This is a genomic window from Micromonospora sp. NPDC049101 (genome assembly GCF_040648675.1).
GTDB lineage: Bacteria > Actinomycetota > Actinomycetes > Mycobacteriales > Micromonosporaceae > Micromonospora.
The window spans coordinates 1-26,146 of sequence record NZ_JBEZED010000047.1; the positions used below are offsets into that span (position 1 = coordinate 1).

Annotated in this window: 21 protein-coding genes and 2 tRNA genes; 17 read left to right on the forward strand and 6 right to left on the reverse strand. The window is 70.5% G+C overall.

Features of this window, described 5'->3' with window-relative positions; all coding sequences use genetic code 11:
* From AB0B57_RS35930 to AB0B57_RS35940, 3 genes are all read left to right on the forward strand, one after another.
* The coding region (locus AB0B57_RS35930) for a DUF6531 domain-containing protein (protein ID WP_357080674.1) at nucleotides 1-3,875 on the forward strand (3,875 nt) is incomplete at its 5' end.
* Between the two features lie 14 nt (nucleotides 3,876-3,889).
* A complete protein-coding gene (locus AB0B57_RS35935) occupies nucleotides 3,890-4,567 on the forward strand; it encodes a hypothetical protein (RefSeq protein ID WP_357080677.1) in 678 nt (225 codons plus the stop codon).
* Nucleotides 4,568-4,663: 96 nt separating this feature from the next.
* On the forward strand, nucleotides 4,664-5,128 hold the full coding sequence (locus tag AB0B57_RS35940) for a hypothetical protein (RefSeq protein WP_357080680.1): 465 nt from the start codon (nucleotides 4,664-4,666) through the stop codon (nucleotides 5,126-5,128).
* 124 nt (nucleotides 5,129-5,252) lie between these two features.
* On the opposite strand, the gene AB0B57_RS35945 is transcribed toward AB0B57_RS35940, so the two are convergent.
* Both AB0B57_RS35945 and AB0B57_RS35950 read right to left on the reverse strand, forming a co-directional pair.
* Nucleotides 5,253-6,506, reverse strand: coding sequence for a DUF1501 domain-containing protein (locus AB0B57_RS35945; RefSeq protein WP_357080683.1), 1,254 nt, complete (start codon nucleotides 6,504-6,506; stop codon nucleotides 5,253-5,255).
* Nucleotide 6,507: 1 nt separating this feature from the next.
* Complete coding sequence (locus AB0B57_RS35950; RefSeq protein WP_357080686.1) at nucleotides 6,508-7,776, reverse strand: DUF1800 family protein; 1,269 nt, start codon at nucleotides 7,774-7,776, stop codon at nucleotides 6,508-6,510.
* Nucleotides 7,777-8,043: 267 nt separating this feature from the next.
* Between AB0B57_RS35950 and AB0B57_RS35955 the strand changes: the two genes are divergently transcribed.
* The 6 genes from AB0B57_RS35955 to AB0B57_RS35980 are packed head-to-tail and all read left to right on the forward strand — an operon-like array spanning nucleotide 8,044 to nucleotide 15,633.
* Complete coding sequence (locus tag AB0B57_RS35955; protein ID WP_357080689.1) at nucleotides 8,044-9,270, forward strand: glycosyltransferase; 1,227 nt, start codon at nucleotides 8,044-8,046, stop codon at nucleotides 9,268-9,270.
* On the forward strand, nucleotides 9,257-10,429 hold the full coding sequence (locus AB0B57_RS35960) for a glycosyltransferase family 4 protein (RefSeq protein ID WP_357080692.1): 1,173 nt from the start codon (nucleotides 9,257-9,259) through the stop codon (nucleotides 10,427-10,429). Before AB0B57_RS35955 ends, AB0B57_RS35960 begins: the two co-directional genes overlap by 14 nt.
* Nucleotides 10,426-11,655 (forward strand): glycosyltransferase family 4 protein, encoded by a 1,230-nt coding sequence (locus AB0B57_RS35965; RefSeq protein WP_357080695.1) that lies wholly within the window; start codon nucleotides 10,426-10,428, stop codon nucleotides 11,653-11,655. Before AB0B57_RS35960 ends, AB0B57_RS35965 begins: the two co-directional genes overlap by 4 nt.
* Complete coding sequence (locus AB0B57_RS35970) at nucleotides 11,652-12,857, forward strand: glycosyltransferase (RefSeq protein ID WP_357080698.1); 1,206 nt, start codon at nucleotides 11,652-11,654, stop codon at nucleotides 12,855-12,857. Before AB0B57_RS35965 ends, AB0B57_RS35970 begins: the two co-directional genes overlap by 4 nt.
* Nucleotides 12,857-14,296 (forward strand): polysaccharide biosynthesis C-terminal domain-containing protein, encoded by a 1,440-nt coding sequence (locus AB0B57_RS35975; RefSeq protein WP_357080700.1) that lies wholly within the window; start codon nucleotides 12,857-12,859, stop codon nucleotides 14,294-14,296. The genes AB0B57_RS35970 and AB0B57_RS35975 overlap by 1 nt, the downstream gene beginning before the upstream one ends.
* Nucleotides 14,293-15,633 carry an O-antigen ligase family protein gene (locus tag AB0B57_RS35980; protein WP_357080703.1) on the forward strand — a complete coding sequence of 447 codons (1,341 nt, stop codon included), beginning with the start codon at nucleotides 14,293-14,295 and terminating at the stop codon, nucleotides 15,631-15,633. Before AB0B57_RS35975 ends, AB0B57_RS35980 begins: the two co-directional genes overlap by 4 nt.
* On the opposite strand, the gene AB0B57_RS35985 is transcribed toward AB0B57_RS35980, so the two are convergent.
* Nucleotides 15,610-17,034, reverse strand: a complete 1,425-nt coding sequence (locus AB0B57_RS35985; protein ID WP_357080706.1) for a hypothetical protein — start codon at nucleotides 17,032-17,034, stop codon at nucleotides 15,610-15,612. The genes AB0B57_RS35980 and AB0B57_RS35985 overlap by 24 nt on opposite strands.
* Nucleotides 17,035-17,285: 251 nt before the next feature.
* On the opposite strand from AB0B57_RS35985, the gene AB0B57_RS35990 reads away from it, so the two are divergent.
* The gene (locus AB0B57_RS35990) at nucleotides 17,286-17,783 is read left to right on the forward strand and encodes a GNAT family N-acetyltransferase (RefSeq protein WP_357080709.1); all 498 of its coding nucleotides are present in this window, start codon (nucleotides 17,286-17,288) and stop codon (nucleotides 17,781-17,783) included.
* Nucleotides 17,784-17,879: 96 nt separating this feature from the next.
* Here AB0B57_RS35990 and AB0B57_RS35995 read toward each other — a convergent pair.
* Nucleotides 17,880-17,953: transfer RNA gene (locus tag AB0B57_RS35995), tRNA-Gly, on the reverse strand.
* Nucleotides 17,954-18,300: 347 nt separating this feature from the next.
* Between AB0B57_RS35995 and AB0B57_RS36000 the strand changes: the two genes are divergently transcribed.
* The 5 genes from AB0B57_RS36000 (at nucleotide 18,301) to clpX (ending at nucleotide 22,955) form a co-directional block, all read left to right on the forward strand.
* A tRNA-Pro gene (locus tag AB0B57_RS36000) sits at nucleotides 18,301-18,374 on the forward strand.
* 138 nt (nucleotides 18,375-18,512) lie between these two features.
* Nucleotides 18,513-19,859, forward strand: coding sequence for a trigger factor (gene tig, locus AB0B57_RS36005; protein ID WP_357080713.1), 1,347 nt, complete (start codon nucleotides 18,513-18,515; stop codon nucleotides 19,857-19,859).
* A 274-nt stretch (nucleotides 19,860-20,133) separates the two neighbouring features.
* Nucleotides 20,134-20,775, forward strand: a complete 642-nt coding sequence (locus AB0B57_RS36010; RefSeq protein WP_007464111.1) for an ATP-dependent Clp protease proteolytic subunit — start codon at nucleotides 20,134-20,136, stop codon at nucleotides 20,773-20,775.
* A gap of 10 nt (nucleotides 20,776-20,785) precedes the next feature.
* A complete protein-coding gene (locus AB0B57_RS36015; RefSeq protein WP_088988028.1) occupies nucleotides 20,786-21,448 on the forward strand; it encodes an ATP-dependent Clp protease proteolytic subunit in 663 nt (220 codons plus the stop codon).
* A gap of 211 nt (nucleotides 21,449-21,659) precedes the next feature.
* The gene (gene clpX, locus AB0B57_RS36020; RefSeq protein WP_145779357.1) at nucleotides 21,660-22,955 is read left to right on the forward strand and encodes an ATP-dependent Clp protease ATP-binding subunit ClpX; all 1,296 of its coding nucleotides are present in this window, start codon (nucleotides 21,660-21,662) and stop codon (nucleotides 22,953-22,955) included.
* 75 nt (nucleotides 22,956-23,030) lie between these two features.
* Here the strand turns inward: clpX and AB0B57_RS36025 are convergent, their stop codons facing one another.
* Nucleotides 23,031-23,657, reverse strand: coding sequence for an XRE family transcriptional regulator (locus tag AB0B57_RS36025; RefSeq protein WP_357080718.1), 627 nt, complete (start codon nucleotides 23,655-23,657; stop codon nucleotides 23,031-23,033).
* Nucleotides 23,658-23,698: 41 nt separating this feature from the next.
* Between AB0B57_RS36025 and AB0B57_RS36030 the strand changes: the two genes are divergently transcribed.
* Both AB0B57_RS36030 and AB0B57_RS36035 read left to right on the forward strand, forming a co-directional pair.
* On the forward strand, nucleotides 23,699-24,532 hold the full coding sequence (locus AB0B57_RS36030; RefSeq protein WP_357080721.1) for a DMT family transporter: 834 nt from the start codon (nucleotides 23,699-23,701) through the stop codon (nucleotides 24,530-24,532).
* Between the two features lie 38 nt (nucleotides 24,533-24,570).
* On the forward strand, nucleotides 24,571-25,368 hold the full coding sequence (locus AB0B57_RS36035) for a carbon-nitrogen hydrolase family protein (RefSeq protein ID WP_357080724.1): 798 nt from the start codon (nucleotides 24,571-24,573) through the stop codon (nucleotides 25,366-25,368).
* Nucleotides 25,369-25,371: 3 nt separating this feature from the next.
* On the opposite strand, the gene AB0B57_RS36040 is transcribed toward AB0B57_RS36035, so the two are convergent.
* Complete coding sequence (locus AB0B57_RS36040; RefSeq protein ID WP_357080727.1) at nucleotides 25,372-25,596, reverse strand: hypothetical protein; 225 nt, start codon at nucleotides 25,594-25,596, stop codon at nucleotides 25,372-25,374.
* Between the last annotated feature and the right edge of the window lie 550 nt (nucleotides 25,597-26,146).

Sequence of the window (26,146 nt, forward strand, 5' to 3'; positions counted from 1 at the left end):
GTTTGCGGTTCAAGGAAAATCCGAAGTGGTGGGATCTGAAGGGTCAGTTCACCAACTTCGTCCGCGACAACCAGGAGTTGTTGGCGCAACTGTCGAGTGCGTTGAAGATCGTCTCCCTGGTCGCCGGTCTGTTGTCGTTCATTCCGATCCTTGCCCCGATCATGGCGCCGATCGCGATCGGCACCGCCCTGCTCGCCTCCGCGATCGACCTGTCGATCTACGCCGCTACGGGTAAGGGCAGCCTGAAGACGATCCTGATCGACGTCGGGCTCAATCTGCTACCCGGAGTGGGCAAACTGGCCCGGCTCGGCGCGGGCGCGCTCAAGGGCACCCGCGTGGCGCACGCGTTCTCGTCAGTTGCCGCCCGGGGTCGCAACATGGGTTCGGTGGCGCGGTGGGGTTTGGCGAACCCGAGGGCCAACGGCATCGAGGCGATCAAGCGGTTGGCGCGGTTGGATCCGATCGATATCGCCTGTGGTGACATGGTGCTCACTCAGACTGACGTCGCGTTGCCTGGTGTGTTGCCGCTGCTGCTGTCGCGCACACATCTGTCGTCGTACCGGATGGGGAGCTGGTTCGGCCGGTCGTGGTCCTCCACGCTGGATCAGCGCATCGAGGTCGACGACACCGGCGTGTACGTCGCCACGGCCGACGGGATGACGCTGATCTACCCGGCCGGCGAGGACGGTCGCCCGGACCGGCTGCCGACCGAGGGGCCGCGCTGGCCACTGGAACAGGATCCGGTGGGCGGCACCTACCTGGTCACCAATCCCGCAGCGGGGTGGACCTGGCACTTCGGGCCGGTGCCCGGGAGCCTGGCGGCCCAGCTTCCCCTTGTCGCGCTGACCGACCGCAATGGTCACCGGGTCGAGGTGCGCCACGACGACAGCGGCGCACCCGCTGAGCTGGTGCATTCCGGTGGGTACCGGGTCCGGGTGCGCACGCAGGAGAACCGGATCGTCGGGTTCGACCTCGGCGGGGACGGCACTGATGTCGAGGTGGTCCGGTTCGGCTACGACGAGGCCGGTGACCTGACCGAGGTGGTCAACTCCTCCGGGTTGCCGCTGCGTTTCGACTACGACATCGACGGGCGGGTCACCCGGTGGGCGGATCGTAACGGCACCGAGTACCGCTACACCTATGACGAGGACGGTCGCTGCGTCGCCACCGCCGGCACCGGTGGCTATCTGACGGGTCTGCTCCGCTACGACACCGAGGCCCGGGTCACCACGGTGGTCGACTCGTTGGGCCACGCGACCGTCTACGAGCTCAACGAGCTGCGGCAGGCCGAACGGGTCACCGATGCGTTGGGTAACGTCACTACGACGGTCTGGGATCGGTTTGATCGGAAGTTGTCCGAGACCGATGCGCTCGGGCGGACGACTCGTTGGTCCTACGATGACGACGGCAACCTGGTCGAGGTCACCCGCCCGGACGACACCCGCGCGTTGGCGTCGTACAACGACGTGGGTCAGCCGGTCGTGGTCACCGACGTCGACGGGGCGATCTGGCGGCGCGCGTACGACGAACGCGGCAACCTGACCATGGTCACCGACCCGGCCGGCGCGACCACCCGCTACGCCTACGACGAAGCGGGCCACCTTGCCGAGGTGACCGACGCCCTCGACAACACCCTGCTGGTGACCACCGACCCGACCGGGCTGATCAGCGGGCTCACCGATCCCACCGGCGCGGTGACGACCTACCGGCGCGACTCGGCGGGACGGGTTGCCGAGGTGACCGACCCGCTCGGCGGCACCACCCGCCTCGGCTGGACCGTCGAGGGGCGACTCGCGTGGCGGCGCACCCCGGACGGGGCGAGCGAGGAGTGGACCTACGACCCGGAAGGCAACCTGCTCACCCACACCGACCAGACCGGGGCAACCACCGAATTCGAGATCGGCCACTTCGACCTGCCCGCGGCCCGCACCGGCCCCGACGGCGCGCGGTTGGCGTTCGGGTACGACACCGAGTTGCGCCTCGCCACGGTCACCAACCCGCAAGGGCTCGTCTGGTCCTACGACTACGACCCGGCCGGACGGCTGATCGCCGAAACCGACTTCAACGGTCGCACCCAGACGTACACCCTCGATGCCGCCGGTCAGGCCGTGACCCGCACCAACGGCGCCGGGCAGAGCATCGAGCTGGTCCGCGACCTGTTGGGCAACGTCGTGCAGAAGCGCACCCCTGACGGCGTCACCACCTTCGGGTACGACCCGGTCGGCCGGCTCCTGCACGCGACCTCACCCGACGTCGAACTCCGCTTCGAGCGGGACCCGTTGGGTCGGGTGCGCGCCGAGATCCGCGACGGCCAGCCCGTGACCTCGTCCTACGACGGGCTCGGTCGACGGACGCACCGGCGTACCCCGTCGGGGGTGGAGAGTGCCTGGGAGTACGACGGCCAACGGCCGGTCGCCCTGCACACCGGCGGCGCGACGGTCAGCTTCACCCACGACGCGGCCGGCCGGGAGACCCGGAGGACGGTCGGGAGCATCGCCCTGACCCAGAGCTGGGACGCCAACCACCGGCTGCTCTCCCAGATCCTCACCGCGAGCCCGGCCGTCGACGGCGGCGTGCCCGACCTGGTCGCGCACCGGGCGTACCAGTACCGTTCCGACGGTCACCTGACCGACATCGCCGACCAGCTCACCGGCGAGCGCCGGCTGGAGCTGGACCGCGCCGGCCGGGTCACCGCAGTGCAGGCCGCCGAGTGGACCGAGCGGTACGCCTACGACGACGCGGGCAACGTCGCCAGCGCCACCTGGTCTGGCGACACGGGCGACGACAGCGATCGCGACGCACGAGGCGAGCGGGAGTACACCGGCACCCTCATCCGCTCCGCCGGGAACGTGCGCTACGAGCACGACGCCGCCGGCCGGGTCACGCTGCGGCAGATCAAGCAACGTTCGGCCAAGCCGCTGAGCTGGCGTTACACCTGGGACAGCGAGGGTCGGCTGGTCGCGGTCACCACCCCGGACGGAAGTCGGTGGCGCTACCGGTACGACGCGCTGGGCCGGCGGGTCGCCAAGCAGCGTCTCGACGCCGACGGTGGTGTGGTCGAGCAGGTCGACTTCGCCTGGGACGGCCCGCGTTTGATCGAGCAGACCCATCGCGGCGAGGCCGGTGACAAGACCAGCACGTGGGAGTACGCCCCGGGCACGTTCACCCCGATCAGTCAGACCGACGGCGTGGCCGACCAGGACGAGGTGGACCGCCGCTTCTACGCGATCGTCACCGACCTGGTCGGCACCCCCACCGAACTGGTCGCACCGGACGGCGAGGTCGCCTGGCAGCAGCGGAGCACCATCTGGGGCATCCCGACCCAGGTCAGCGCCACCGGTGCCGACTGCCCGCTGCGGTTTCCCGGCCAGATCCACGACCCAGAAACCGGCGCTTCGTACAACTGCTTCCGGTACTACGAGCCCGAGAGTGCCCGCTACCTCTCGGCAGACCCGTTGGGCCTTTTTCCCGGCCCGGACCCGCACCGCTATGTCGCCAACCCGTTGTATGAAATCGACCCATTCGGATTGGCGCCCTACAAGGTCCTTTACCACGGGTCGCAAAAGTTCGAGGGCACACAGTTCGCTCTGGACGTCGCGGTGGCAAGCAAGAGGCCGGGTACGCCCATCCCTGGCGTACACCTCACCGATGACTTCACCCGAGCGGCCACCGGGTACGGCCGTGGAGGCCAAACCGTCCGGGTCGAGGTGCCAGACGACTTTGCGCAGTCGATCAAACAGATGGGCGGGCCGAACGGCAACCAGGAGGAGTTCTTCGTCAACACCCAGGAGGGAATCGATGTTCTCAACCAGGGCATCACCCACGTAACGCCTACCAGCGAAGCGATCCCCCTGCACTTTATGGGCAATTTCTGAGCCAAGGAGTCGATGTGGAGCGCAAGACGGTCGAGCCGTCCGAGGTGTCGCTGGCCTACGACATCTTCGCGCCCCTGTGGGGACTGTTGCAATTAGGCGCGGTGCGAGAGTGGGACGGTGCTTCCGCGTTCCGCCCGCTCTTCCTCGAATTTGTCACGGCCCGACGGGACAGCCTGGCCAGACTGTTGACAGGAATCCAGGCAGTCGCAGACCTTTCCGACGACACGATGGCCATCTTCGAGAAGCAGGGTGGCTGGTCCGACGACGATCCCGACTTCGTGCCGGATCAGCTCGGTGCCAGCCTCCTGATGTACTCCGGGTTCGTCGCGGAATACCCACTCGACTTCGCTGACGCCGATACCGTACGGCGGGTCATCGACGCCGGCACCGATCTGCAGTTGGTGAATCTGCTGCAAGGGTTGGTTGGTGCGGCGCTCGTTCGCGGGCCTGAGGTTCGGTCGGCCGCATCGCTCGTCGCCGAATCGATGGGCATTGCCGCCGAGATCATCGCCGTGGACGCTGGTCCGGCGCTGGCAAATACAGTCCGTTCTTGGCGGATCGCGCATCTGGCGCCGGCCGTGCGTCCTGACTCGAACATGAGTGAGGCAAGGAGGGCGAGGTTGAGAGCCCTGGCGTTACAGGTGGAATCCAGCCTCGTCGTGAGCCGACCCGACCATGAGCCAGGTCGGTGAGGCTGGGTGGTTGGCCGTGGAAGCCGCCGGCCCTTTTTAATCCCTGCCCGGAGCCGAGTCTGAGTTTTTGGTGCGTAATGTGATCGATGTGCTGCCATGGCCGTGATCCTTGACCTGGGGGGCACCCCATTCGTCTTCTTCCCGGCGGGCGAGCCCTTGGTCATTTCCGGCGAAGTGGTCAACAGCGACCAGCTTGAGGACCTTTCGCTCATCTATCATCCACGACTTCGTCGGATCCTGCTGCGCAGCTATCCCTCGATGCCGGCGCTGCCCTACGTGCTGCACTGGAGTGCTGGCACGGATCTCCATTACGTCGATAGGCGGGTGATCGCTGGGACAGTTGATGCCAATGATTTCCAAGGTGCCTTGGTGGCGGAGGTGCGTTCTGTCACCTGCCGTAAGTGCGGTGCGATTCTTCGGGTGGCCGTGGCGGAAACGGGTGTTTCCGTATTGGGTGGTGACCTGGCTCCCCGAATCGCCCGACATGAGTTCCGACGGAATTGCTCGGTATGCGGTCAGCGCTCTCTCCCCTCCGTCGTCGAGCACCTCGATGCTGCGTAGCTCGATCGAGCGTTAGCCGCTGGCCTCGTTCTGTCGGCGCCGGCGATGGTCGTTTCGATCGGCCTGCTGGGCGTCGGTATTCGCTCCGACGCCGTGCCCGGCTTCCTGTCGCGAGCAGACCCGGTCAGCCGGCGCGGAACAGCGGCAGTGGTTCGCCCTGGTAACCGAGCAGGTACCGCTGCGGGTCCGCTTCGAGCACGGTGCCGAGGACGGCTCCGAACACGTCGCGGAAGTCGGTCGTGGCTTTCAGGTCGCCCTGGTCGAGGTCGGTGAGGCTGGGTGGTTGGCCGTGGAAGCCGCCGGCTACTCGCGCTCCGGCCACGAGCACTGGTCCGGCGGTGCCGTGGTCGGTGCCGTCGGAGGCGTTGGCGCGTACTCGTCTGCCGAATTCGCTGTAGACGACCACGGCGACGCGGCGGCCGGCGTCGGTGCCGGCCATGCGGTCCACGAAGCCGGTCACGGCCGCGTCGAGTTGGGCGAGTAGGGCGTCCTGCGCGGTGCGTTCTCCGGCGTGGGTGTCGAAGCCGCCGAGGCTCACCGAGTACACACGGGTGGGTACTCCCGCCTCGACGCAGCGGGCGACAAGCGCGAGCTGCGCGCCGAGCGCGCCACCGCCGCCGGTGCCGGTGGCGGTGGCGACCGGGGTCGCGTCGGTGGGGCTGGCGGCCGGGGCCACCGCCTCCCGGACCAACCGGCCCATGTCGACCAGGTCGGCGTACGCGGAGGCGGCCCGCGCCTGCATCGCCGACTCACCGGCCTGCACCCGGCCGAGCGACGCCACCATCGCGGGGGCCACCCAGTCCGGCAGCTCCAACCCCTGGTAGCTGACGCAGGCGCCAACCCGTCGACGTCCGACCAGCAGTGGCGGCAGCACCGGTTCGAAGCTGACCGCGGCCTCGACCGGGCCCTGCGTCTCGTCCAGCCAGCGTCCGACCCAGCCGGTGTCGGCCGGGCCGTTCGGTGCCGCGGTCTGCCAGATGTCCATGGACCGGAAGTGGCTGCGGTCCGGCTTCGGGTAGCCGACCCCGTGCACGATGGCGAGCCGGCCGGTCGACCAGAGCCCCTGTAGGCCGCGCATTGCCGGGTGCAGACCGTGGTCGCCGTCCAACCGCAGCACCTGCTCCTCGGGGTACGCCAGCTCGGGCCGGGAGGCCCGGTAGGCCGGATCGGCGTACGGGATGACGGTGTTCAGCCCGTCGTTGCCGCCGTAGAGGGTGACCAGGACGACGGTGTCCACCGGACGCCGGACGACGGGCCGCTCGGGGTCGGCGGTGTCGAGCAGCCGGGACAGGGTGACCGCGCCGGCGCCGGCGGCGAGGGCGCCGCCGCCGACCACGCCGGAGGCGAGCAGGAACCGTCGTCGGGTGAGGCGGTCCATCTCAGGTCACCTGGTATTCCGGGCTGACCAGCCCGAGGGTGAGCATCAGGCGGGAGTTGGTGGTGCCGCGCAGCACCTCGTACGTGCGGTCGGTCCAGGTGTCCACGCAGAGCAGGTGGGCCACCTCTTCCGGGGTGAGCCGCTCCGGGCTGAGCTGGCTGGCGAGTTTGCCGGCCAGGGACAGCTTCAGCCGGGCGGCGGCCGAGGTCAGCCAGGCCACCCCGGCGGGCCAGCCGCCCACGCTGGGCGGGGCGAACGGGCGTTGCCCGAGGCCACCGAGCCCGTCGAGCAGCCCGATGACCGTCTCCGCCGGGAGGGTGGCCGGTCGTAACCCGAGTTGTCGCAGTGCACCGACCAGCCACTCGACCGGTTGTTTGACCATGGTGGCTCGGGTGGTCGGGAAGGTCTCGTCGGCCAGCAGCGTCCGCAGCATCGGCAGCGGCTCGGGGAAGGCGGCGACCATCTCGTCGCTCGTGTGTGCCGGGATCGGTTGGGTGCTGGACGCGTACCGGTGCCAGAGTCGGGCGGCCACGAACCGGGGGCAGGCATCCTGTGCCAGCACCAGGTCGACAAGGCTGCCGACGGTGAAGTGTCTGGTGACGCCGAGGATGCTCGACGCGCCGTCGTGGTGGCGCCGAGGGTCGAAGACCGATCGCTGGCCGGCGAGGTCGATCCGCCAACCGGTCAGCGCCAGGCCGGCGTGTTGTACGTCGGACTCGGTGTAGCGCCCGAGGCCGAGGGTGAACAACTCGAGAAGCTCCCGGGCGAGATTTTCGTTTGGTGCTTCCCGGCTGTTCAGTTGGCCGTCCAGCCAGTAGATGAGCGCCGGGTCGACGACCATCCGGTGCGTCATGTCGCGAAAGTCGCGAGATTCCCGTAAGGCGAGGTGTTGGGCCAACATCAGCTGTGGGCTCTTGACCTTGACGATCGAGGTGGCCCAGTGGCCGTGCCAGAAGAAGAGCAGTTTCTCCACGGCCTGGTGGTCGGCGACGGTCATCCGGTCCAGCCACCACTGGGTGAGGGTGGTCGCCTGCGCTCGACGTAGCCCGTCGGCTTCGACCCGCTGCGCCGCGGTGAGCTCGGGCGTGCCGGCGTACGGGTCGGGGCCGAGCGGGGGGATGGGCGCCCGGGTGGCGCCGATGTCGGGCCCCGTCGGGGTGGTCAGTGCGGTCAGGGTGGCGGTGAAGCCGGCCCGCCTCGCTGCCTCCAGCTCGTTGGCGGTCGGTCCGAACCCCGTTCGGCGTAGCAGCAGAGCCACGTCGTCGGTCATAGCGACACCATGGTGGGACCCTCAACAGGGAAGCGACGTTTCACCATCATCCGGAATTTCCGCCCGTCGGCGACGGGTCGAGCCGCGCCCCGACGATACGTCCTCGATGGACGTACAGCATAGAGTGTGGACGATCAGTAATGACGGCGCCGATCGGATGTCCGATTACTGACGTGTGTCGGCTGTGGTATGTATTTCGCTCTATATGTTCGCTATCGTCGGCGGCTGCGGCGCCGACCGTCCACACTCTTACGGGGGTACGAGGTGATGGATCAGCCTGTTCCACCCGAACTGCACCATGCGTCCGGGCAGTCGCCCGTCGCGCTCGCGGGTGCCGAGGCGGACGCCAGCACCTGGCCGGGCGTCCCGCGCCAGCCGGGGCAGCCCGGCGCACCCCGCCCGACTCCGCCCGCCCAGACCAGCCGGTCGGTCGCGCTGGTGCACGAGTGGTTCACCGCGACCGGCGGCGCGGAACAGGTCTTTCGGCAGCTCACCGAGGTCTTCCCGACCGCCGAGCGGTTCGCCCTGTGGAGTGACGACGACGCCGACCCGCCACCGCTGCGGGTGTCGTGGCTGGCCCGGACGCCGCTGCGCGGCAACAAGGCGGCCGCCCTGCCGTTCATGCCGCTGGTCTGGCGGACCCTCACCCGAGACCACTTCGACGTGGTGATCTCCTCCAGCCACGCCTTCGCGCACACGGTCCGGCTCGGCAACCCCGACCGCACCCGGCACCTCAGCTACGTCCACGCGCCCGCCCGCTACCTGTGGAACCCGGGCGTCGACGACCGGGCGTCCGGCCCGATGCTGGCCGTACCCCGACGACTGATGCGGGCACTCGACGTCGGGCTCAGCCACCACGTGCACAGCTACGCGGCCAACTCCGTCGAGGTGCGCGACCGGATCCAGCGTCACTGGGGGCGCGACGCCTGGGTGATCAACCCGCCGGTCGATGTGGACTTCTTCTCCGCCGCTCCGGCCGCCGACCGGGAACAACCCCGCAACTACCTGCTGGGCGTCGGGCGTTGGGTGCGCTACAAGAACTTCGACCTGATCATCGCGATCGCCGAGGAGGCCGGCCTGCCCCTGGTCATCGCCGGCTCCGGGCCCGAGGAGGCCCGACTGCGGCGCCTGGCGCACGACGCCACTGTGCCGGTCACCATCGAGGTCCACCCGGACCGCTTCCGGTTGCGGCAGCTCTACTGGGGGGCCCGCGCCCTGCTCTTCCCGGTCCACGAGGACTTCGGCATCGTTCCGGTCGAGGCGCAGGCCTGTCGCACCCCGGTCGTCGGGCTGCGCCGTGGTGGGCTGCTGGAGACCGTCGTCGACGGGGAGACCGGCGTCCTGGTCGACTCGCTCGACCCCCGTGACCACGCCGCGGCGATCCGCCGGCTCGACGAGCTGGACCCGGCGCGGATCCCCGTCCAGGCGGGGCGGTTCTCGACGCAGACCTTCGCCCGCCGAGTGACCGAGTGGGTCGAGCATGAGTGTGACTGACCAGATGCGGGTGCTGCACGTCACCCACACCGCGCAACCCGGCGGGGCCGAGCTGGCCCTGGCCCGCCTGCTCGGTCAGCGACACCCCTGGCAGGCGTCCCTGTACGCCCCGCCCACCGGCGCCGCCTTCGACCAGCTTCCCGCCGAGGAGGTGGCGCAGGCCCGGGATCTGCCGACACTGCCCACCGGCGGCACCCGAAGTCGCGCGCCACTGCTGGCGGCCCGCTACCTGACGGCACTGCGCGACGGCGCCCGGGTGCTGCGGCGCAGCCCGCTGTTCCAGCGGGCCGACCTGGTGCACGCCAACACCGCGCCCGCGGCGATCATGTGCGCTCTCGCCGACCGGGCCGGGAGCCGGCCCCTCGTGGTGCACCTACGCGGCCCGTTGACCGTGGAGAGCCTCGGCCCGATCGGTCTGCCCGCGTTCCGCGGGTTGGCCATGCGGCGCGCCGACGGGCTCATCGCCAACTCCGGGTTCACCCTCGCCAGCGTCCCGCCGGGCCCGGCCCAGCGGACGGTGATCCAGAGCCCCAGCGGGATCGCCGAGCGGCTGCCGCAGCCCGAGGTCGGGCCGCAGGTCAGGGCCATCGGGATGGTCGGCCGGCTCCAGCACTGGAAGGGCCAGCACATCTTCCTCCGCGCGTTCGCCGCCAGCCTGCGCGGCACCGAGGTGCGCGCGTACCTCTGTGGTGCCCCGCTCTTCGGCGAGGAGGCCTACGAGACGCAGCTGCGGGAACTCGCCGCCACGCTGGGCATCAGCGAGCAGGTCACGTTTCTCGGGCACGTCGACGACATCAACGGCTTCCTCGACTCGATCGACGTCCTGGTGCACTCGTCGCTGGGGCCCGAGCCACTGGGCCAGACCGTGTTGCAGGGGTTGGCGCGGGCGCTGCCGGTGGTGGCCACCGAGGGCGGTGGGCCGGGGGAGTGGATCCGCTCCGGAGTCAACGGCATGCTGGTCCCGCCCGGCGAGCCGGACGCGCTCGCCTCGGTGCTGCGTTCCCTGGTGGCCTCGCAGCGGCTGCGGCAGGAGCTGGCGACCGGCGCCGCCCGCACTCCGGGCCTGCTGTCCGACGCGGACTGCGTCGATCGGCACGCCGAGTTCTTCGAGTCCGTCCGCCGCGCCTACCGGCCGGCCCACGCGCGGGACGCCGCGTGAGCGGAAGGGCACTACGGATCGCGTACGTCCAGGTCCGCCCACCCGGGCTCACCGAGACCTTCATCCCCGCCGAGATCGAGGCGGTGCGGGCGGCCGGGGCGAGGGTCGAGGTGTTCGTGGCCAACCCGGACGGCGACCGTCGGGCCGAGCCGCGCCGGGCTGCCGTCCAGCTGCTCCGCCGTCCCACCGGGCTCCCGGCCGACCTGCGCCTGCTCGGGCTGCCGTCGCGGGCCGCCGGGGGACGAGGCTTGGCACGGGGCCTGCTGGCCAGCACCGCCGCCAGCGCCCTCGCGGACCGGGTCGCGCGTTTCGACCCGGACGTCGTGCACGCCCACTTCGTCAACGTGCCCACCTCGGTCGCCCTGCTGATCGGGCGTCGCCTCGGTCGGCCGGTGACGGCGACCGCGCACGCCGCCGACTTCCTGCTCGACCCGGACCCGGCCGCCCTGTGCCGGCGACTGGCCCGACTGCGGCACCTCTTCGTCGTCTCCGCGGCGACCGCCGGTCAACTCGCGGACCGGGGAGTGCCGATCGCGACGATTCCCCACCGGGTCGTCCGGGCCGGCGTCGACGCCCGGCTCCTGGCCGCGCCACCGACGGTGCCCGCCCCCGCGCCGGGCACGCCGACGAGGATCGTCACCGTCGCCCGGCTGATCCCGAAGAAGGGGATCGACACCGCCATCGACGCGGTGGCCCGGCTCGTCCACGCCGGACATGCCATCCGGTACGACATCTACGGCGACGGTCCACTGTCGGACCACCTGCGCCGGCAGGTCGACTCGGCGGGCCTGGCCGACGCCGTGGTGCTGCACGGCGCGGTGCCACACTCGGTGGCCACCGCCGCACTCGCCGGCGCGCAGGTCGCCGCGCTGCCCTGCCGGCCCGCCCCGAACGGCGACCTGGACGGCATCCCGGTGTTCCTGATGGAGGCCGCCAGTCGGGGCGTCACCGTGGTCACCACCGCCGTCTCGGGCATCCCCGAACTCGTCGGCCCGGACAGCGGCTGGCTCGTCCCCCCGAACGACCCGGCCGCCCTCGCCGCCGCGATCCGCACGGTGGTCGCCGAGCCGGTCACGGCCCAGCGGCGTGCCCAGGCGCTGCTGCTCCGGCTCCGGTCGGAGTTCGCCCCGGCGGTGCAGGCCGACCGGCTGCTGTCGGTCTGGCGGGAGCTGGCCGGGTCGACTCCGACCCGACCGGCCGCGCCGTCCGGAGGTGGGCACCGGTGACCCTCAGCGTCGTCTCGTCGTACCTGCCGATCCCGCTCGACCGGGGCGATCCCGTCCGGGTGGCGATGACGCTGCGGGCGCTGGCCCAGGTGCCGGACTGCACCCTGCTGGTGGTCCGCCGCCCCGACACCACAGCGGAGCACGTGGAGCAGTTGCGCCAGATGCTGCACCCGATGCGCGTGCGCACCTTCGAGGCCACACCATTCCGCTACGACCGCCTGGGCCCGGCGGGCCGATACTCGCAGGCCCTCGCGTACGGTCTGCCGCCCTGGATCCGCAGCCGCTACAGCACCGAACTGCACGACGAGCTTCGGCGACGCGACGGTGCGGCGATAGCCCTCGGTGAGGCGGCCGGAGCGTACGTCCACGGGACCGGGCTGCGCTGGCACTGGGACAAGGCCAACGTGCTCGCCGCCAGCATCCCGCAGGAGATCGAGGCGGCCGGCGACCTCGCGTACCGAATGCGCGCCCGTTACCTGACCGCCGTCTCCACCCGCTTCGAGCGGCGGGCGCTGGCCGCCTGCGCGACGGTGTCGGTGACAAGCGACGACGAGGCGGAGCGGCTGCGGCGACACCACGGCCGGGCAGCCACGTTCGTGCTGCCCAGCAGCGTCCCGCTCCCATCCGGTCAGCTGCCCCGGCCGCGGGAGCGGGAGCTGGTCTGGCTGAGCAGCTTCGCGTACGAGCCGAACCTGACCGGCCTGCGGCGGTTCCTGGCCGAGGGCTGGCCGGCGCTGGCCCGGTCCGGTTACACCCTCACCCTCATCGGCTCGGGCCTGACCGCGCCGGTGCACGCCGAACTGGACCGGCACCCCTCGGTGCGGGTGCGCGGCTACGTCGAGGACCTGCGCGCCGCACTCGCCACCGCTCGCGCCGGTGTGGTCCCGGTGTGGAGCGGGGCCGGCGTCAAGCTGAAGACCCTCACCCTGCTGGCCCACGCGGTTCCGGTCTTCACCACCGCGGTCGGTGCCGAGGGTGTGCCGGCGAGCCCCGCCGTCCGCATCGCCGCGGACTCACAGGCGATGGCCGCGGAGCTCCTCGCGACCACCTCGGCCGCCCTCGATGCCATGGCCGCCGCGGCGACGCGTCTGGTGGAGCAGGAGTTCTCCGAGGACCGGTTCGCCGAGCGGCTCCGCACCGCGCTGCGCAACGATGGCTACCTCGCCGATCGCGGCGCCGCCGGCGCCGAACCCGCACGGTGATGGCCGTCCACCGGCTGGTCACCTCCACCGCGGCCAACCTGCTGATCCCGGTCAGCGGGCTGCTCGTCAGCCCCTTCCTCTCCCGTGAACTCGGGCCCGAGGGGCGAGGCCTCTACGCCGCGCTCACCCTGCCGATCGTGATCTGCGGTTGGCTGGGCACCTTCGGTCTCCAGGACGCGCTGACCTTCCACCTCCGCCAGCGCCGGCTGTCCCGTCGGGACGCGGCCCGGGTCAGCCTGGTGGCAGCACTGCCACTCGGTCTGGTCGCCGTGCTGCTGCTCGGCGTGTTGGGCTTCCTCGTCTTCGACCGGGCGGAGGTCGACCGGCAGCAGTTCCTGGTGCTCGCCCTGCTGGCGCCACTGCACATCATGGCGAACCTGGCGATCGGCGCCCTCACCGGTGCCTCGGACATCGGCGGCGTCAACCTGATGAAGGTCGTGCCGGCGGGGCTGCGGACGATCCTGCTGGTCATCGCCTGCGTGACAGTCGACCTGAGCGCCTTCTGGGCCGCCGCGCTCTTCCTGACCGCGACGGCCAGCGGAGTGCTCGTCGGGCTGCCCCGGCTGCGCCGCCGCGCAAAGCCACCGAGTCGCACCGGCCCAACCGAGCCGGCCGGGTCAGCCGATCGCAGCGGACCAACCGACCGGGCTGAGCCAACCGACCGGGCTGAGCCGGCCGACCGGGCTGAGCCGATCCCGGTCCGTTCGCTGATCCGGTACTCGCTCACCTGCCTGCCCGGGGTGCTCGCCGCGACCTCCAGCGCCCGGCTCGACCAGGTCATCGGCCTGCCGCTGCTTGGCGCACGCGAACTCGGCTTCTACGCGGTGGCGGTCAGCGTGGCGGAACTGCCAACCGTCATCGCGACCGCGGCCCGGACCGTCCTGATGGGTGGGGCGGGCGGCGACGACAACGAATCGGTGCTGCGGGTGGCCCGGGTGGCCGTGCCGGTGGCGGCGCTCGGGTGCGCGGTCCTCGCCGCGAGTGCGGGTCTGCTGGTGCCCCGGTTCTTCGGTGCCGCGTTCGCCCCCGCCACGCTGCCCACGGTCATCCTCTGCGCGGCCACTGTCGTGTTCACCTGCGTGCAGATCTTCAGCGCCCTGCTGCTCGTCAACGACAAGGCGGCCCGATCCTCGGTTGCCCTCGTCGTCGGCTCACTCACCGGCGTACTGCTGCTCGTCGTGCTGGCCCCGCAGGGCGCGGTCGGCGCGGCCCTCGCGAGCCTGATCGGGTACGCCGTCGCGGCCGGCATCGCCGCCCGATCGGTGCGCAGGCTGCCGGCGGTGCCGTCGCTACGAGCGGTGACCGTGCCGTACGCCGCGGATCTTCGTCACCTGCACGCCTGGCTCAGGCGGTGGTGGCGGGCCCGCCGGGCCGGTCCTCCCGAGGCAGGGGATGCTGCCCAAGCACAGTCAGCAGGCACAGGCGGGGGAGTCCGATGAGTGCGTTGTCCAGCGGCCAGACGAAGGGCGCCCTCCTTCGGGCCAGCAAACTGGTCCGCCCCGACCCCGGCAGCGCCGAGTGGGTCGGCACCGCGGGCGTCGTCGTCCTGCTGGTCCTCGCCTGGATGAGGGTGACCATCCCGCCGACCGTCCAGATCCTGCAGAACGGGCGACCGACCTTCAACTCCGCCGTGGAGTCGATGCCGCTGGCCGGTCGCATCCTGGGTGACGTCACCACCGCGGCCTTCATCGGCCTGGCCCTCCTCCTCACCGCGTACGGGCTGCGGCACCGCCGCCCGGATCGCCTGTGGGCGCTCCTCGTGGTCCTCGCCCCGCTGGCAGCCATCCACCTCGCCGGGCTGCTGAACGGGCAACCCCCCGGCCCGGTGTCTCTGGCGCTGCCGATCGCCGTCGTCGCCATCTGGGTGCTCCGACCCGGGGCGCAGGCACTGGCCACCATCGGTGTGCTCGGGGCGGCCACCGCTGTCGTCGCGATGCTGCTGGCGGCCGGGTGGCCCGACCTGGGGCTGCTCACCGGAGCCGACGCCGGAAACAAGGACTGGGCGATCGGCGGGTTGCTCGCCGGCCCGTACGCACACTCGAACGTACTCGGGATCATCCTCACCCTCAGCCTGCCGTTCGCCTTCGGCATCCGGCACACGGCGTCGCGTCGGGTCACGCTGACACTGATCCTCGTCGCGTTGCTCTGGACCGGCTCCCGGACCAGCCAACTCGCGGCCATCATCGTCCTGCTGACCTGGGGGCTGCTCCGCTGGCGTACCGGTGGGCAGGCCGACCGGCCCGACCGGGGCCGCGGCCGGCAGCTGTCACTGCTGATCGGCACTCCGCTTGTCGTCGCGCTTGGTCTGACCATCTTCAGCCCACTGCTCACGACCGATCCGGCCGGCTTCACCAACCGGGGCCGGACGTGGCGGGCCCTGCTGAGCCGATGGGCGGAGCGGCCACTGACCGGCCACGGTCCGGAATACTTCGAGCGGCAGCCGGACCTGGCCGCGGCACTCGGCGGCCGCTACACCCACGGGCACAACGTGCTCGTACACCTGCTGACCGTCGGCGGCCTGCTCGCCGTCGTGCTGTTCGCGGTGCTGCTGTGCCAGGTCTGGCGGCGGTCGGTGCTCCTGGCCGGGGCCGGCAGTCCGGGCCCGGCGCTGTTCCTGATCGCGCTGCTCTGGGTCTCCTGGCTGGAAGCGTCGCACCTGTCGGTCACCCTCGCCGGGTATTTGACCTGGCTGCCGCTCGCCCTGATCGCGCGAGCCGGGCTGCCCAGCCCCGCACCCGACCGGACGATCGGGTCAGAAGATCAGGACGTCCCGTAGGTAGTTGGCGACCCGGCGAAGCTGGTTGGCGCCACCGACCGGTGCGGTCATCCGCAACACCAACTGCTTGTCGATGTCGCCGCTGTCACTGCGCCAGTAGGCGACCACCACCAGGCCGTACCGCTGCGCACCGTCGACGGTGAGGCTGCTGGTCTCGGCGTACGCGGAGGAGGGGCCACTGCGCACCCACTGCAACCCCCAGGCCTCCTCACCGGTACGCATCGCGGTCTGGCGTGGCCCGTCGCAGGGCGCCGGGCAGTCGCGCACGACCAACTCACCGCCGAGTTCGGCTTCGCTACCCGCCGGTGCGCCGCACTGATATTTGCTGAGCCCCTCGGCCCGCTCGACGGACGTGCACTGCCAGCTCGGCGGCACCTTGATCGGAAACGGCAGACCGTCCAACTCGTTGAGGGTGAGAATCCGGTCGGTGGCGGCGAACCGCACCCACAGGGCAGGCCACTCGCCCTGAGCTGGCGGCTCGAGCCCGGGGCTCAGCGGTGCGGAGGCGGGGGCCGGCGCGGGCAGGCCCGACGGGCCCGCCGTGGGCTGCGGTTTTGGCGGATCCGTGCCCGGGTCGAGCAGCAGGACCAGACCACTGCCGGCGACGAGGCCGAGCACCAGGCCGATGACCGGCAGCGCCCACCGGCCCGCACGGGACTGCTTCGGTGCCGAGGTCGTCGGCGCTGGCTTCGGCGCTGGCTCCGGCTCTGGTTCCGGGGTGGTGGGAGTCGGGCGAGGCCGGGTGTCCTGCGGTCGCGACGGGACTGCCCACACCGGCATCGGAGCTTGCTCCGTCGGCGTCGGCGTCGGCGTCGGTGGCGTCGGTGGCGGCGTCGGCGGCGTCGGTGTCGGTGTCGGTGTCGGTGTTGGCGTCGTCGGCTCGACGGTCGGCGTCGGTTGGTCGTCCGTCGACGTCGTCTGCTGGGCGCGCGGAGCCGGCGTCTGCTCGGCCGGGGGCCGCCGGTCGGCCGGCACCGTCTGCTTGGCCTCGGTCCGTGGGCTGTGCTCGGCCTCGGCCGGTGGGGTGTGCTCGGCTTCGGTCCGTGGGGTGGGCACGGTCTCGGCCGGTGGGGTGTGCTCGGCCCGCGGGGTCTGGCGCGGCGGCACCGGTGTTGGCGGCGTGCGCTCCGGTGCGGCGGGTGGATCGTCCGGCTCGGCCGGGGCCGGCTGGTAGGTCATCCCGAGGGCGGCGAACGTGCGTTCGGCAGTCGGAAGAAGGTCTTTCGGGTACGCGACCCAGGGGGTGGCGGCGGAGAAGTCCGCGCCGACCCACAGCGGACTGCCCGCCTCCGAGTGAGCGATCGCGTGGGTGGTGGCCGCGAAGGCGTCCCGCCACCGAGACTCGCCGGCGATGCCGACGTCGAGCACCACCACCACGAGAGATTGCTGTCCACCGTCCACGGCGGACCAGATGCTGCCAATCTGGCAGACGCCCAGTCTCCGGATCCGTTGGTACGGACCAATTGGCTGCATGTGCGACCTCTTCCGCTTGCCCACGTGATGATATCCACCCCGACCCATCCGGTTCGGCCCGGCATAGCCCCGAAGCCGAGGATGTCTTGCCTGGATGACGACAGCCGGCGAGCAGGCCGCCTACGGTCGCCGCCGCGACGACCACCCTGGGCATCCCGCACCGGCGGTAGCCTCGGCCGGTGAGCTGGCTACCCGACGATTTCGTGCACCCCGTCCATGTCCCCGTGCCCACCACCGCGCTGCACCTGCGGCCGATCCGGGAGGCGGACACCGCGATCGACTACCCGGCCGTGATGGGCTCCCGGGAGCGCCTGTGGGAGATCTTCGGGCCGGCCTGGGCGTGGCCCCCGGCGACGATGACCTACGAAGAGGATCGTGCCGACCTGCTGCGGCACGAGCAGGAGATCGCCGCCCACCAGTCGTTCAACTACGCGCTGTTGGACGAGGAGGAGACGGCGCTGCTCGGTTGTGTCTACGTCGACCCGCCCGAGCGCGTCGGCGCGGACGCCGAGATCTCCTGGTGGGTGGTGGACGACCTCGTCGGTGGCGAGGCGGAGCGCGCGCTCGACGCGCTGGTGCCCCGGTGGATCGCCGCCGACTGGCCCTTCCAGCAGCCCCGCTTTCTGGGCCGCGACATCATCTGGCCGGAGTGGCTCGCGCTGCCGCACCCCTCGTGACACGTCCGGGGTGGTTCCTCGGGGCGCGACCTGCGTCGAGGGTGGGAGGGCTCGACCCGGGGTCGCGATCATGCGGTCCACCTGGGCCTTCGTCCGTGGAGCGGGCGACGGGAATCGAACCCGCGTAGTCAGTTTGGAAGACTGAAGCTCTACCATTGAGCTACGCCCGCGTGCACCCCGCCGAAACGGGGCGCGCGGACAGCGTACCCAATGCCGTTGCCGACCGCGCAGCCACGCCACCGCCCGGCGGCACCGCGTGGTCCGCGCGTCGCGTCGCCACACCTCGAAGATCCACTCGACTTTGCAGGATGTCGCGGTCTCCGCGCGCCCGGGATGCCGCGACTTCCTGAAAGCCGAGTGGATCTCGGCCCGGGAGGCCCGGGAGGCCCGGGAGGCCCGGGAGGCGGTCGGGGCAGGCAGGCCGGCGGACGTTTGGGGTATTTCGGGGGAAGTGTCCGGGTGGCGGGTGCCCCGGCACCGCCTGAGTCGCGCCGACGGCATAGACTGCACGTCGCCACGGGGTGTGGCGCAGCTTGGTAGCGCACTCGCTTTGGGAGCGAGGGGCCGTGGGTTCAAATCCCGCCACCCCGACTGTCGTCCGCGGCCGGGCCGCCCCGGGTGCCGCACACCGCGGTTCCCGGGCGCTGCCGGAGCGTCAGGCCGGCTCGCCTACACTCGATGGGCTGAATCACGCCCAGACTCAACTGAGATCCGTCAAGGAGTACGCCTGTGAAGAGCACCGTCGAGACTCTGAGCCCGACGCGCGTGCGGCTCGCCATCGAGGTGCCGTTCGTCGAGCTCGAGCCGAGCCTCAAGAAGGCGTACCGGGAGATCGGTTCGCAGGTCCAGGTCCCGGGCTTCCGCCGGGGCAAGGTGCCGACCGCGGTCATCGACCAGCGGGTGGGCCGGGGCACCGTCCTCAACGAGGCGGTGCAGGAGGCCATCCCGGAGAACATCCTCGCCGCCGTGCGCGAGCACGACCTCAAGACGCTCGGGCGTCCCGAGGTCGAGATCACCGAGTTCAACGACGGTGACTCGCTCAACTTCACCGCCGAGGTCGACGTCCGTCCGGAGATCACCATCCCGGACGCGTCCTCCATCGAGGTGACCGTCGACGAGCTGCAGATCGACGAGAGCGAGATCGACGAGCAGGTCAAGAACCTGCGGGAGCGTTTCGCCACCCTCAAGACGGTCGAGCGGGCCGCCGCCGAGGGTGACTACGTCCAGATCGACCTGAACGCCACCGTCGACGGCGAGGACGTGCCGGGCGGCCAGGCGAGCAACATCTCCCACGAGGTGGGCAGCAAGCAGCTCCTGCCCGGTCTCGACGAGGCCGTCGTCGGCCTCGCCGCCGGCGAGGACACCACCTTCACCACCCAGCTTGTCGGCGGCGACTTCGCCGGTCGGGACGCCGAGGTGGCGGTGACCGTGCGCACGGTCAAGGAGAAGGAGCTGCCCGAGCTGAACGACGAGTTCGCCCAGATGGCGAGCGAGTTCGACACGATCGAGGAGCTGCGCGGCGACCTGCGTTCCCGGGTCACCCAGGGCAAGCAGGTCGAGCAGATCTACGCCGCTCGGGACAAGGCGTTGGCCCAGCTGGTCGAGGCCGCCGACATCCCGGCGCCGGAGGGTGTCGTCCGCGAGGAGGTCGAGAGCCGCAAGCAGGCGATGGTCGACCAGCTGGAGCGGATCGGCGCCTCCATGGAGGAATACCTCGCCGCCGAGGACAAGACCGAGGAGCAGATCGACGCCGAGCTGACCGAGGCGGCGACCGAGGGCGTCAAGGTCCAGCTCCTGCTGGACACGCTTGCCGACGCGGAGGACGTGCAGGTTTCCGACGACGAGTTCGGGCACGAGATCGTGCACCGGGCGCAGCGCGCCGGGATGGCTCCCCAGCAGTACTACGACCAGCTGGCGCGCTCCGGCGCGGCCGCCGCCGTCTTCGGCGACGTGCGGCGGGGCAAGGCGCTCGCCGCCGTCATGGAGCGGATCACGATCAAGGACTCGGCCGGCAACGAGGTCACCCTCGACGCGCTGCGTGCCGCCAACGAGGCGGAGCACAACCACGACCACTGATCGTCGGGTGCGGCCGCCGTCCGCCGCTGTGCGGTGGATGGCGGCCGTTTCCCATTCCGGGTACGCCCGGGCAGCTAGCACTGCCGGGTACGCCCGGGCAGTGAGCACTGCCGGGAAAGCCCGGGCAGCAAGCACTGCCGGGGTACGCCCGGAAGCCCGCGCCGCGGGTGCCCGACACAGCTGCGCTGAGAGCGAACAGTGCCCCGACCGGGACTCTGCCGCCCCGCACAGCGGTTAGTGTCGGGAAAGACGGTACGGAGAGCGAAGGGCTGCCATGACCGACATGCACATCCCCAAGAAGTCGCTCCGGGCGATTGACGCGCGCGGTGGCGACTCCATTGGCAACCTCGACGACTCGGTCTACAACCGGTTGCTCAAGGAACGCATCATCTTCCTGGGCAGTGAGGTGACCGACCAGGTCGCCAACCGCATCTGCGCGCAGCTGCTGCTGCTCGCCGCGGAGGACCCGGACCGCGACATCAACCTGTGGATCAACTCGCCGGGTGGCTCGGTCTACTCCGGCATGGCGATCTACGACACCATGCAGTTCATCGACAACGACGTGTCGACCGTGGCGATGGGCATGGCTGCCTCGATGGGCCAGCTGCTGCTCTGCGCGGGCACCAAGGGCAAGCGGTACGCCCTGCCCCACGCACGGATCATGATGCACCAGCCGTCCGGTGGTCTGGGCGGCACGGCGTCCGACATCGCCATCCAGGCGGAGCAGATGCTCTACACGAAGCGGATGTTCCAGGAGCGGGTCGCGCACCACACCGGCCAGAGCCAGTCGCAGATCGAGGCCGACTCGGACCGCGACCGTTGGTTCACCGCCCAGGAGGCCATGGACTACGGCTTCATCGACAAGGTGATCATCGGGGCCGCTCAGGTTCCGGATGGCGCCGGGACCCTGAGCTGAGGAGCTGACGATGACCGATCTGAGCCTACCGCCCCAGTTCGCGGCCGTGCACAACCGTTACGTGCTGCCGTCGTTCGTCGAGCGCACGTCGTACGGGGTCAAGGAGTCGAACCCGTACAACAAGCTCTTCGAGGACCGGATCATCTTCCTCGGCGTCCAGGTGGACGACGCGTCGGCCAACGACGTGATGGCCCAGCTGCTGACGCTGGAGGGCACCGACCCGGACCGCGACATCATCATGTACATCAACTCGCCGGGTGGTTCGTTCACCGCCATGACGGCGATCTACGACACCATGCAGTACGTCCGTCCGGACATCCAGACGGTCTGCCTCGGGCAGGCCGCCAGCGCGGCGGCGGTGTTGCTGTCCGCGGGCACCCCGGGTAAGCGGATGGCTCTTCCGAACTCGCGGATCATCATCCACCAGCCGGCCACCGAGGGCGGCTACGGGCAGGGCTCGGACATCGAGATCCAGGCCCGGGAGATCCTGCGGATGCGGACGCAGCTGGAGGACATGCTGTCCCGCCACTGCAACCGCCCGATCGAGCAGGTTCGCAAGGACATCGACCGTGACAAGATCATGACGGCCGAGGAGTCCAAGGAGTACGGGCTGGTCGACACGATTCTGACCAGCCGCAAGAAGGGTCTGCTGGCCGCCCAGGCCGCCAGCTGAGCAGTACCGGGTCAGAGGTTGGCCGGGGCGTGGAGTTCCCGGCCGACCTCTGACACACCCGTTTTGGGGGTCGGAGAATGCCCCGCCAGCGGGTAACGTCGGGTCCGTACCGCTTCGCCGGTTCGGCCGGTGGGGTGAACTAAGCCGGGCGGCGCGCAGCGTCCGCAGGTCAGGGCCGGGTCTCCGGCCGATGAGTGCAGGGAGAACGTAGGTGGCACGGATCGGTGACGGCGGCGACCTACTGAAATGCTCCTTCTGCGGTAAGTCGCAGAAGCAGGTCAAGAAGCTCATCGCGGGCCCAGGGGTCTACATCTGCGACGAGTGCATCGATCTCTGCAACGAGATCATCGAAGAGGAGCTGGCCGAGTCCGGCGAGGTGAAGTGGGAAGAGCTTCCCAAGCCGATGGAGATCTGCCAGTTCCTCGACAACTACGTCGTGGGGCAGGACCAGGCCAAGAAGGCGCTCGCGGTCGCGGTCTACAACCACTACAAGCGCATCCAGGCCGAGGCGGCCAACGCGCCCGGCTCCGGCAGTGACGCCGTCGAGCTGGCCAAGTCCAACATCCTGCTGCTCGGCCCGACGGGTTGCGGCAAGACCCACCTCGCGCAGACCCTCGCCCGGATGTTGAACGTGCCGTTCGCCATCGCCGACGCCACGGCACTGACCGAGGCGGGCTACGTCGGCGAGGACGTGGAAAACATCCTCCTCAAGCTGATCCAGGCTGCGGACTACGACATCAAGCGCGCCGAGACCGGCATCATCTACATCGACGAGGTCGACAAGATCGCCCGTAAGTCGGAGAATCCGTCGATCACGCGGGACGTCTCCGGCGAGGGGGTCCAGCAGGCCCTGCTCAAGATGCTGGAGGGCACTGTCGCCAACGTGCCGCCGCAGGGCGGCCGTAAGCACCCGCACCAGGAGTTCATCCAGATCGACACCACAAACGTGCTGTTCATCTGCGGTGGCGCCTTCGCCGGTCTCGACCAGATCATCGAGTCCCGCACCGGGCAGGGCGGCACCGGCTTCGGCGCCCGGCTCCGGTCGGTGTCGGAGCGGTCGACCGACGACATCTTCAGCCAGGTCATGCCGGAAGACATGCTCAAGTTCGGGTTGATCCCCGAGTTCGTGGGCCGGCTTCCGGTGATCACCAACGTGCGCAGTCTGGACCGCAGCGCCCTGGTGCGGATCCTCACCGAGCCGCGCAACGCCCTGGTCCGGCAATACCAGCGCCTGTTCGAGCTGGACGGGGTCGAGCTCGAGTTCGACGAGCCGGCGCTCGAGGCGATCGCCGACCAGGCGATGCTGCGGGGCACCGGTGCCCGTGGTCTGCGGGCCATCATCGAGGAGGTGCTGCTCTCCGCGATGTACGAGGTGCCGAGCAACCCCGACGCCGCCCGGGTGTTGATCACCCGTGAGGTGGTCCTGGAAAACGTCAACCCGACGATCGTTCCGCGTGAGTTCACCGGGCGTCGTGCCCGGCGGGACCGCGAGGAGAAGTCGGCCTGATCCTCCCGATGTCACGCCGGCCGCTCAGGGCCCGTGTCAAAGCCCCCGGCTCGACCAAGGGCTCGGACACCGGCCCTACTCCGGACGCGGTCGGCGTGATCGCGTCCGGCGGTCCCACTCGCCCGACGGGGTGACGACCACCATCATCAGTCGGGCCGGCTCGTCGCTGTCATTGCGGTAGCCGTGCTCTCGGTCGGCGTGGATCTCGATTGTCTCGCCGGCGCGGACGGGATGGTCCTGACCGTCGACCCGGACAATCACCGTGCCGTCCAGGATGTGCAGCACCTCGCGGGTGCCGCGCGGGTGGTCGAGGGACCGGTGTGCCTCCCCGGGTAGGAGTCGCCAGTCCCACAGCTCGACGAGGTCCGGCTCGCCCAACCCACTCAACAGGCGGGCCGCGCCGCCGTGCTCGCCCTGCCAGAGCACGGGCGCCTCGTCCGCTGAGGTGATCTTCACGGCCCGTTCCTCGGCCGGTTCGAGGAGTTGGGCGATGTTGACGCCGAACGCGTCGGCGACCCGGCACAGCGTGCCGACGCTCGGGTTGGTGCGCGCGCCCTCGATCTGCACGAGCATCCCCTTGCTCACCCCGGACCGGCCGGCCAACTCGTCGAAGGACCAGCCTCGGCCGGCCCGCAGCTCGCGTACCCGTCGGGCCACCGCGGCGGTCACCGCGCCCACCCGATCCGGTCCAGACTCGGTCATTAAACTATCCTTCGCGGTCACTATTGTGGTACGACAGATGCATGCTACCCATTGTCCTGGCCGCACTGTCCGCCGTCGCGTTCGGCACGGCCGACTTCTCCGGCGGTAAGGCGTCCCGGCACGCCGACCCGATTGCCGTCACCGTGATCTCCCAGCTGCTGAGCGTCCCGCTGCTCGCCGTGCTGGTGCTTGTCGTGCCTGGCACCCCGCACGTCGGCGACATCGGCTGGGGGCTTCTCGCCGGGCTCGCCGGGGCCGGCGGTGTCGTGCTGCTCTATCGGGCTCTCTCCAGCGGGATGATGGTCGTGGTGGCGCCGGTCACCGCGATCACCGCCGCGGTGGTGCCGATCATCGCCGGCCTCTTCACCGCGTCCTTCCCGGGCGCCCTGGCGCTCACCGGCGCGGGCCTCGCGGTGCTGGCGATCGCCCTGGTCAGCCTGGGGGACAGCGGCGGCGGACGAGCCGTCCCGGCACGGCTGGTCGGGCTCGCCCTCGCCGCCGGGGCGCTGTTCGGCATCTTCTACACCCTCCTCGGCCAGGCCGACGAGAGCGCCGGCATGTGGCCGGTGGCCGCGGTGCGGGCAAGCTCCATCGCGTTCGGCCTCGCGCTGGCCGTCGGCAGCGGGGTGCGGCTGCGGCTCGGACGACGGGTGTTGGGCTGGGCCGCGGTCGCCGGCCTGCTCGACAGTGGCGCCAACGCGCTCTTCCTGGCCGCCGCCGCCCGTGGCCACCTGAGCATCGTCGCGGCGGTCGCGGCCCTCTACCCGGCGAGCACCGTGTTGCTGGCCCTGGCCGTCGACCGGGAGCGGCTGCGCGCGATCCAGATCGCCGGGCTCGGCTTCGCCGCCGGTGCGCTGGTGCTGGCCAGCCTCTGACGCTGTCCGAGCGGCCCTTCCCGCCGTACTCTGTGCTCATGCGCGTCGCCGTCTGCCAGCTGAACGCCCGGGACGACCGCAAGGCCAATCTGGCCGCCGCGGAGGTCCTGCTGGACCGCGCGGCCGCCGGCGGCGCGGACCTCGCCGTCCTACCGGAGTACGTCGACTATCTCGGCCCGGCCACCGGGATGCCCGAGCCGGAGCCGGTGGACGGTGAGGTGGGCACGTTCTTCGCCGAGATCGCCCGGCGGCTCGGGATCTGGGTGGTGGCGGGCTCCTTCCACGAGGCCGGCCCGGACCCGGAGCACACCTGGAACACGTCGCTGGTCTTCGACCGTGCAGGCCACCTTGCCGCGAGCTATCGCAAGATTCATCTGTACGACGTGGAGATCCCCGGGCGGGTCTCCTACCGTGAGTCGGCGAGTGTCGCGCCGGGGACCCAACCGGTGGTGGTGGACATCGAGGGCGTGCGAGTCGGCCTGTCGATCTGCTACGACCTGCGCTTCCCGGAGCTTTACCGGCTGCTCGCCACCGACGGTGGCGCACAGCTGCTGGTGGTCCCCGCGGCATTCATGATGCACACCGGCCGGGACCACTGGGAGGTTCTGTTGCGAGCCCGGGCCATCGAGAACCAGTGCTTCGTGGCGGCGGCCGGCCAGACCGGCGATCACGACCCGGGTCGCACCTGCTTCGGGCGCAGCATGGTGGTCGACCCCTGGGGGACGGTCCTCGCCCAGGTGCCGGACGGTCCGGGGGTGTCCGTCGCCGACCTCGACCTCGACCGACTCGCCGCGATCCGGGCCGAGTTGCCCAGCCTGGCCAACCGGCGGCTCTGAGCCTCAGCCCTCCAGGAGGACGCCGATCACCGCGAACCCGGCGATGGCCGCGGCGGTCACCAGCAGCGCGGTGGTCATCCGGGATTTGCCCCGTCGGGCCAGTCGTCCCACCGAGAGCACCAGCACGACCAGCACGACCGCACCGATCACCACCTGCCAGAACGGCAGAAGAACGCCGAGTAGCGACTCCTCGGCGAGCACCCTGGTGCCGAGCCCGGACTCATCCATGTCTGACACTCTGGCACGTCGAGACGACCCGCGTCGCCGGGTGCGCCGGGCACCGCCGCGATCCGGCAGATCCGAACCAGTGATGAACGCTGATTTGCCTTCTCCGGGCCGTCCGCGTAACTTTCTCTCTGCACGGGGGAGGCCGGACAAACCGGCCGAGAACGGGCGCCAGGCTCGTGGCGGAAACGCCGAGCGAGACTGAGGATCGGGCGGTGCGGAACACTCCGGGCACGGGGTTGCGAACGCGAAGCCGACCGGGTAGAGTTCTGAAGCCGGCAGGAGCCGGGCGGAGAGCCGCGAAGCGGCGATCGGCCGGTCTGCGGTTTCCCACGACAGTAACGACCGCCGGACACGGCGTGCGTCATCGTGGGTCCGGACGAACCAGATTGATCACCTCGAACATGAGGTTGACAATGAAAGTTCGACCAAGTAGGTTTGAGCGGTTGCCCCGAAACGGGGTTCCACTGAGGTGGGGCTTCTGGTCGGTGTGTGGTTGTTCTTTGAGAACTCAACAGGGTGCTTGTAAAGCCAGTGCCAATTATGATTTATA

Coding starts and splice junctions, on each gene's coding strand:
- AB0B57_RS35940 (WP_357080680.1), top strand. CDS start 4,664: ATGGCCGTGATCCTTGACCTGGGGGGCACCCCATTCGTCTTCTTCCCG.
- AB0B57_RS35945 (WP_357080683.1), bottom strand. CDS start 6,506: ATGGACCGCCTCACCCGACGACGGTTCCTGCTCGCCTCCGGCGTGGTC.
- AB0B57_RS35950 (WP_357080686.1), bottom strand. CDS start 7,776: ATGACCGACGACGTGGCTCTGCTGCTACGCCGAACGGGGTTCGGACCG.
- AB0B57_RS35955 (WP_357080689.1), top strand. CDS start 8,044: ATGGATCAGCCTGTTCCACCCGAACTGCACCATGCGTCCGGGCAGTCG.
- AB0B57_RS35960 (WP_357080692.1), top strand. CDS start 9,257: ATGAGTGTGACTGACCAGATGCGGGTGCTGCACGTCACCCACACCGCG.
- AB0B57_RS35975 (WP_357080700.1), top strand. CDS start 12,857: ATGGCCGTCCACCGGCTGGTCACCTCCACCGCGGCCAACCTGCTGATC.
- AB0B57_RS35980 (WP_357080703.1), top strand. CDS start 14,293: ATGAGTGCGTTGTCCAGCGGCCAGACGAAGGGCGCCCTCCTTCGGGCC.
- AB0B57_RS36010 (WP_007464111.1), top strand. CDS start 20,134: ATGACCGACATGCACATCCCCAAGAAGTCGCTCCGGGCGATTGACGCG.
- AB0B57_RS36015 (WP_088988028.1), top strand. CDS start 20,786: ATGACCGATCTGAGCCTACCGCCCCAGTTCGCGGCCGTGCACAACCGT.
- AB0B57_RS36025 (WP_357080718.1), bottom strand. CDS start 23,657: ATGACCGAGTCTGGACCGGATCGGGTGGGCGCGGTGACCGCCGCGGTG.
- AB0B57_RS36030 (WP_357080721.1), top strand. CDS start 23,699: ATGCTACCCATTGTCCTGGCCGCACTGTCCGCCGTCGCGTTCGGCACG.
- AB0B57_RS36035 (WP_357080724.1), top strand. CDS start 24,571: ATGCGCGTCGCCGTCTGCCAGCTGAACGCCCGGGACGACCGCAAGGCC.
- AB0B57_RS36040 (WP_357080727.1), bottom strand. CDS start 25,596: ATGGATGAGTCCGGGCTCGGCACCAGGGTGCTCGCCGAGGAGTCGCTA.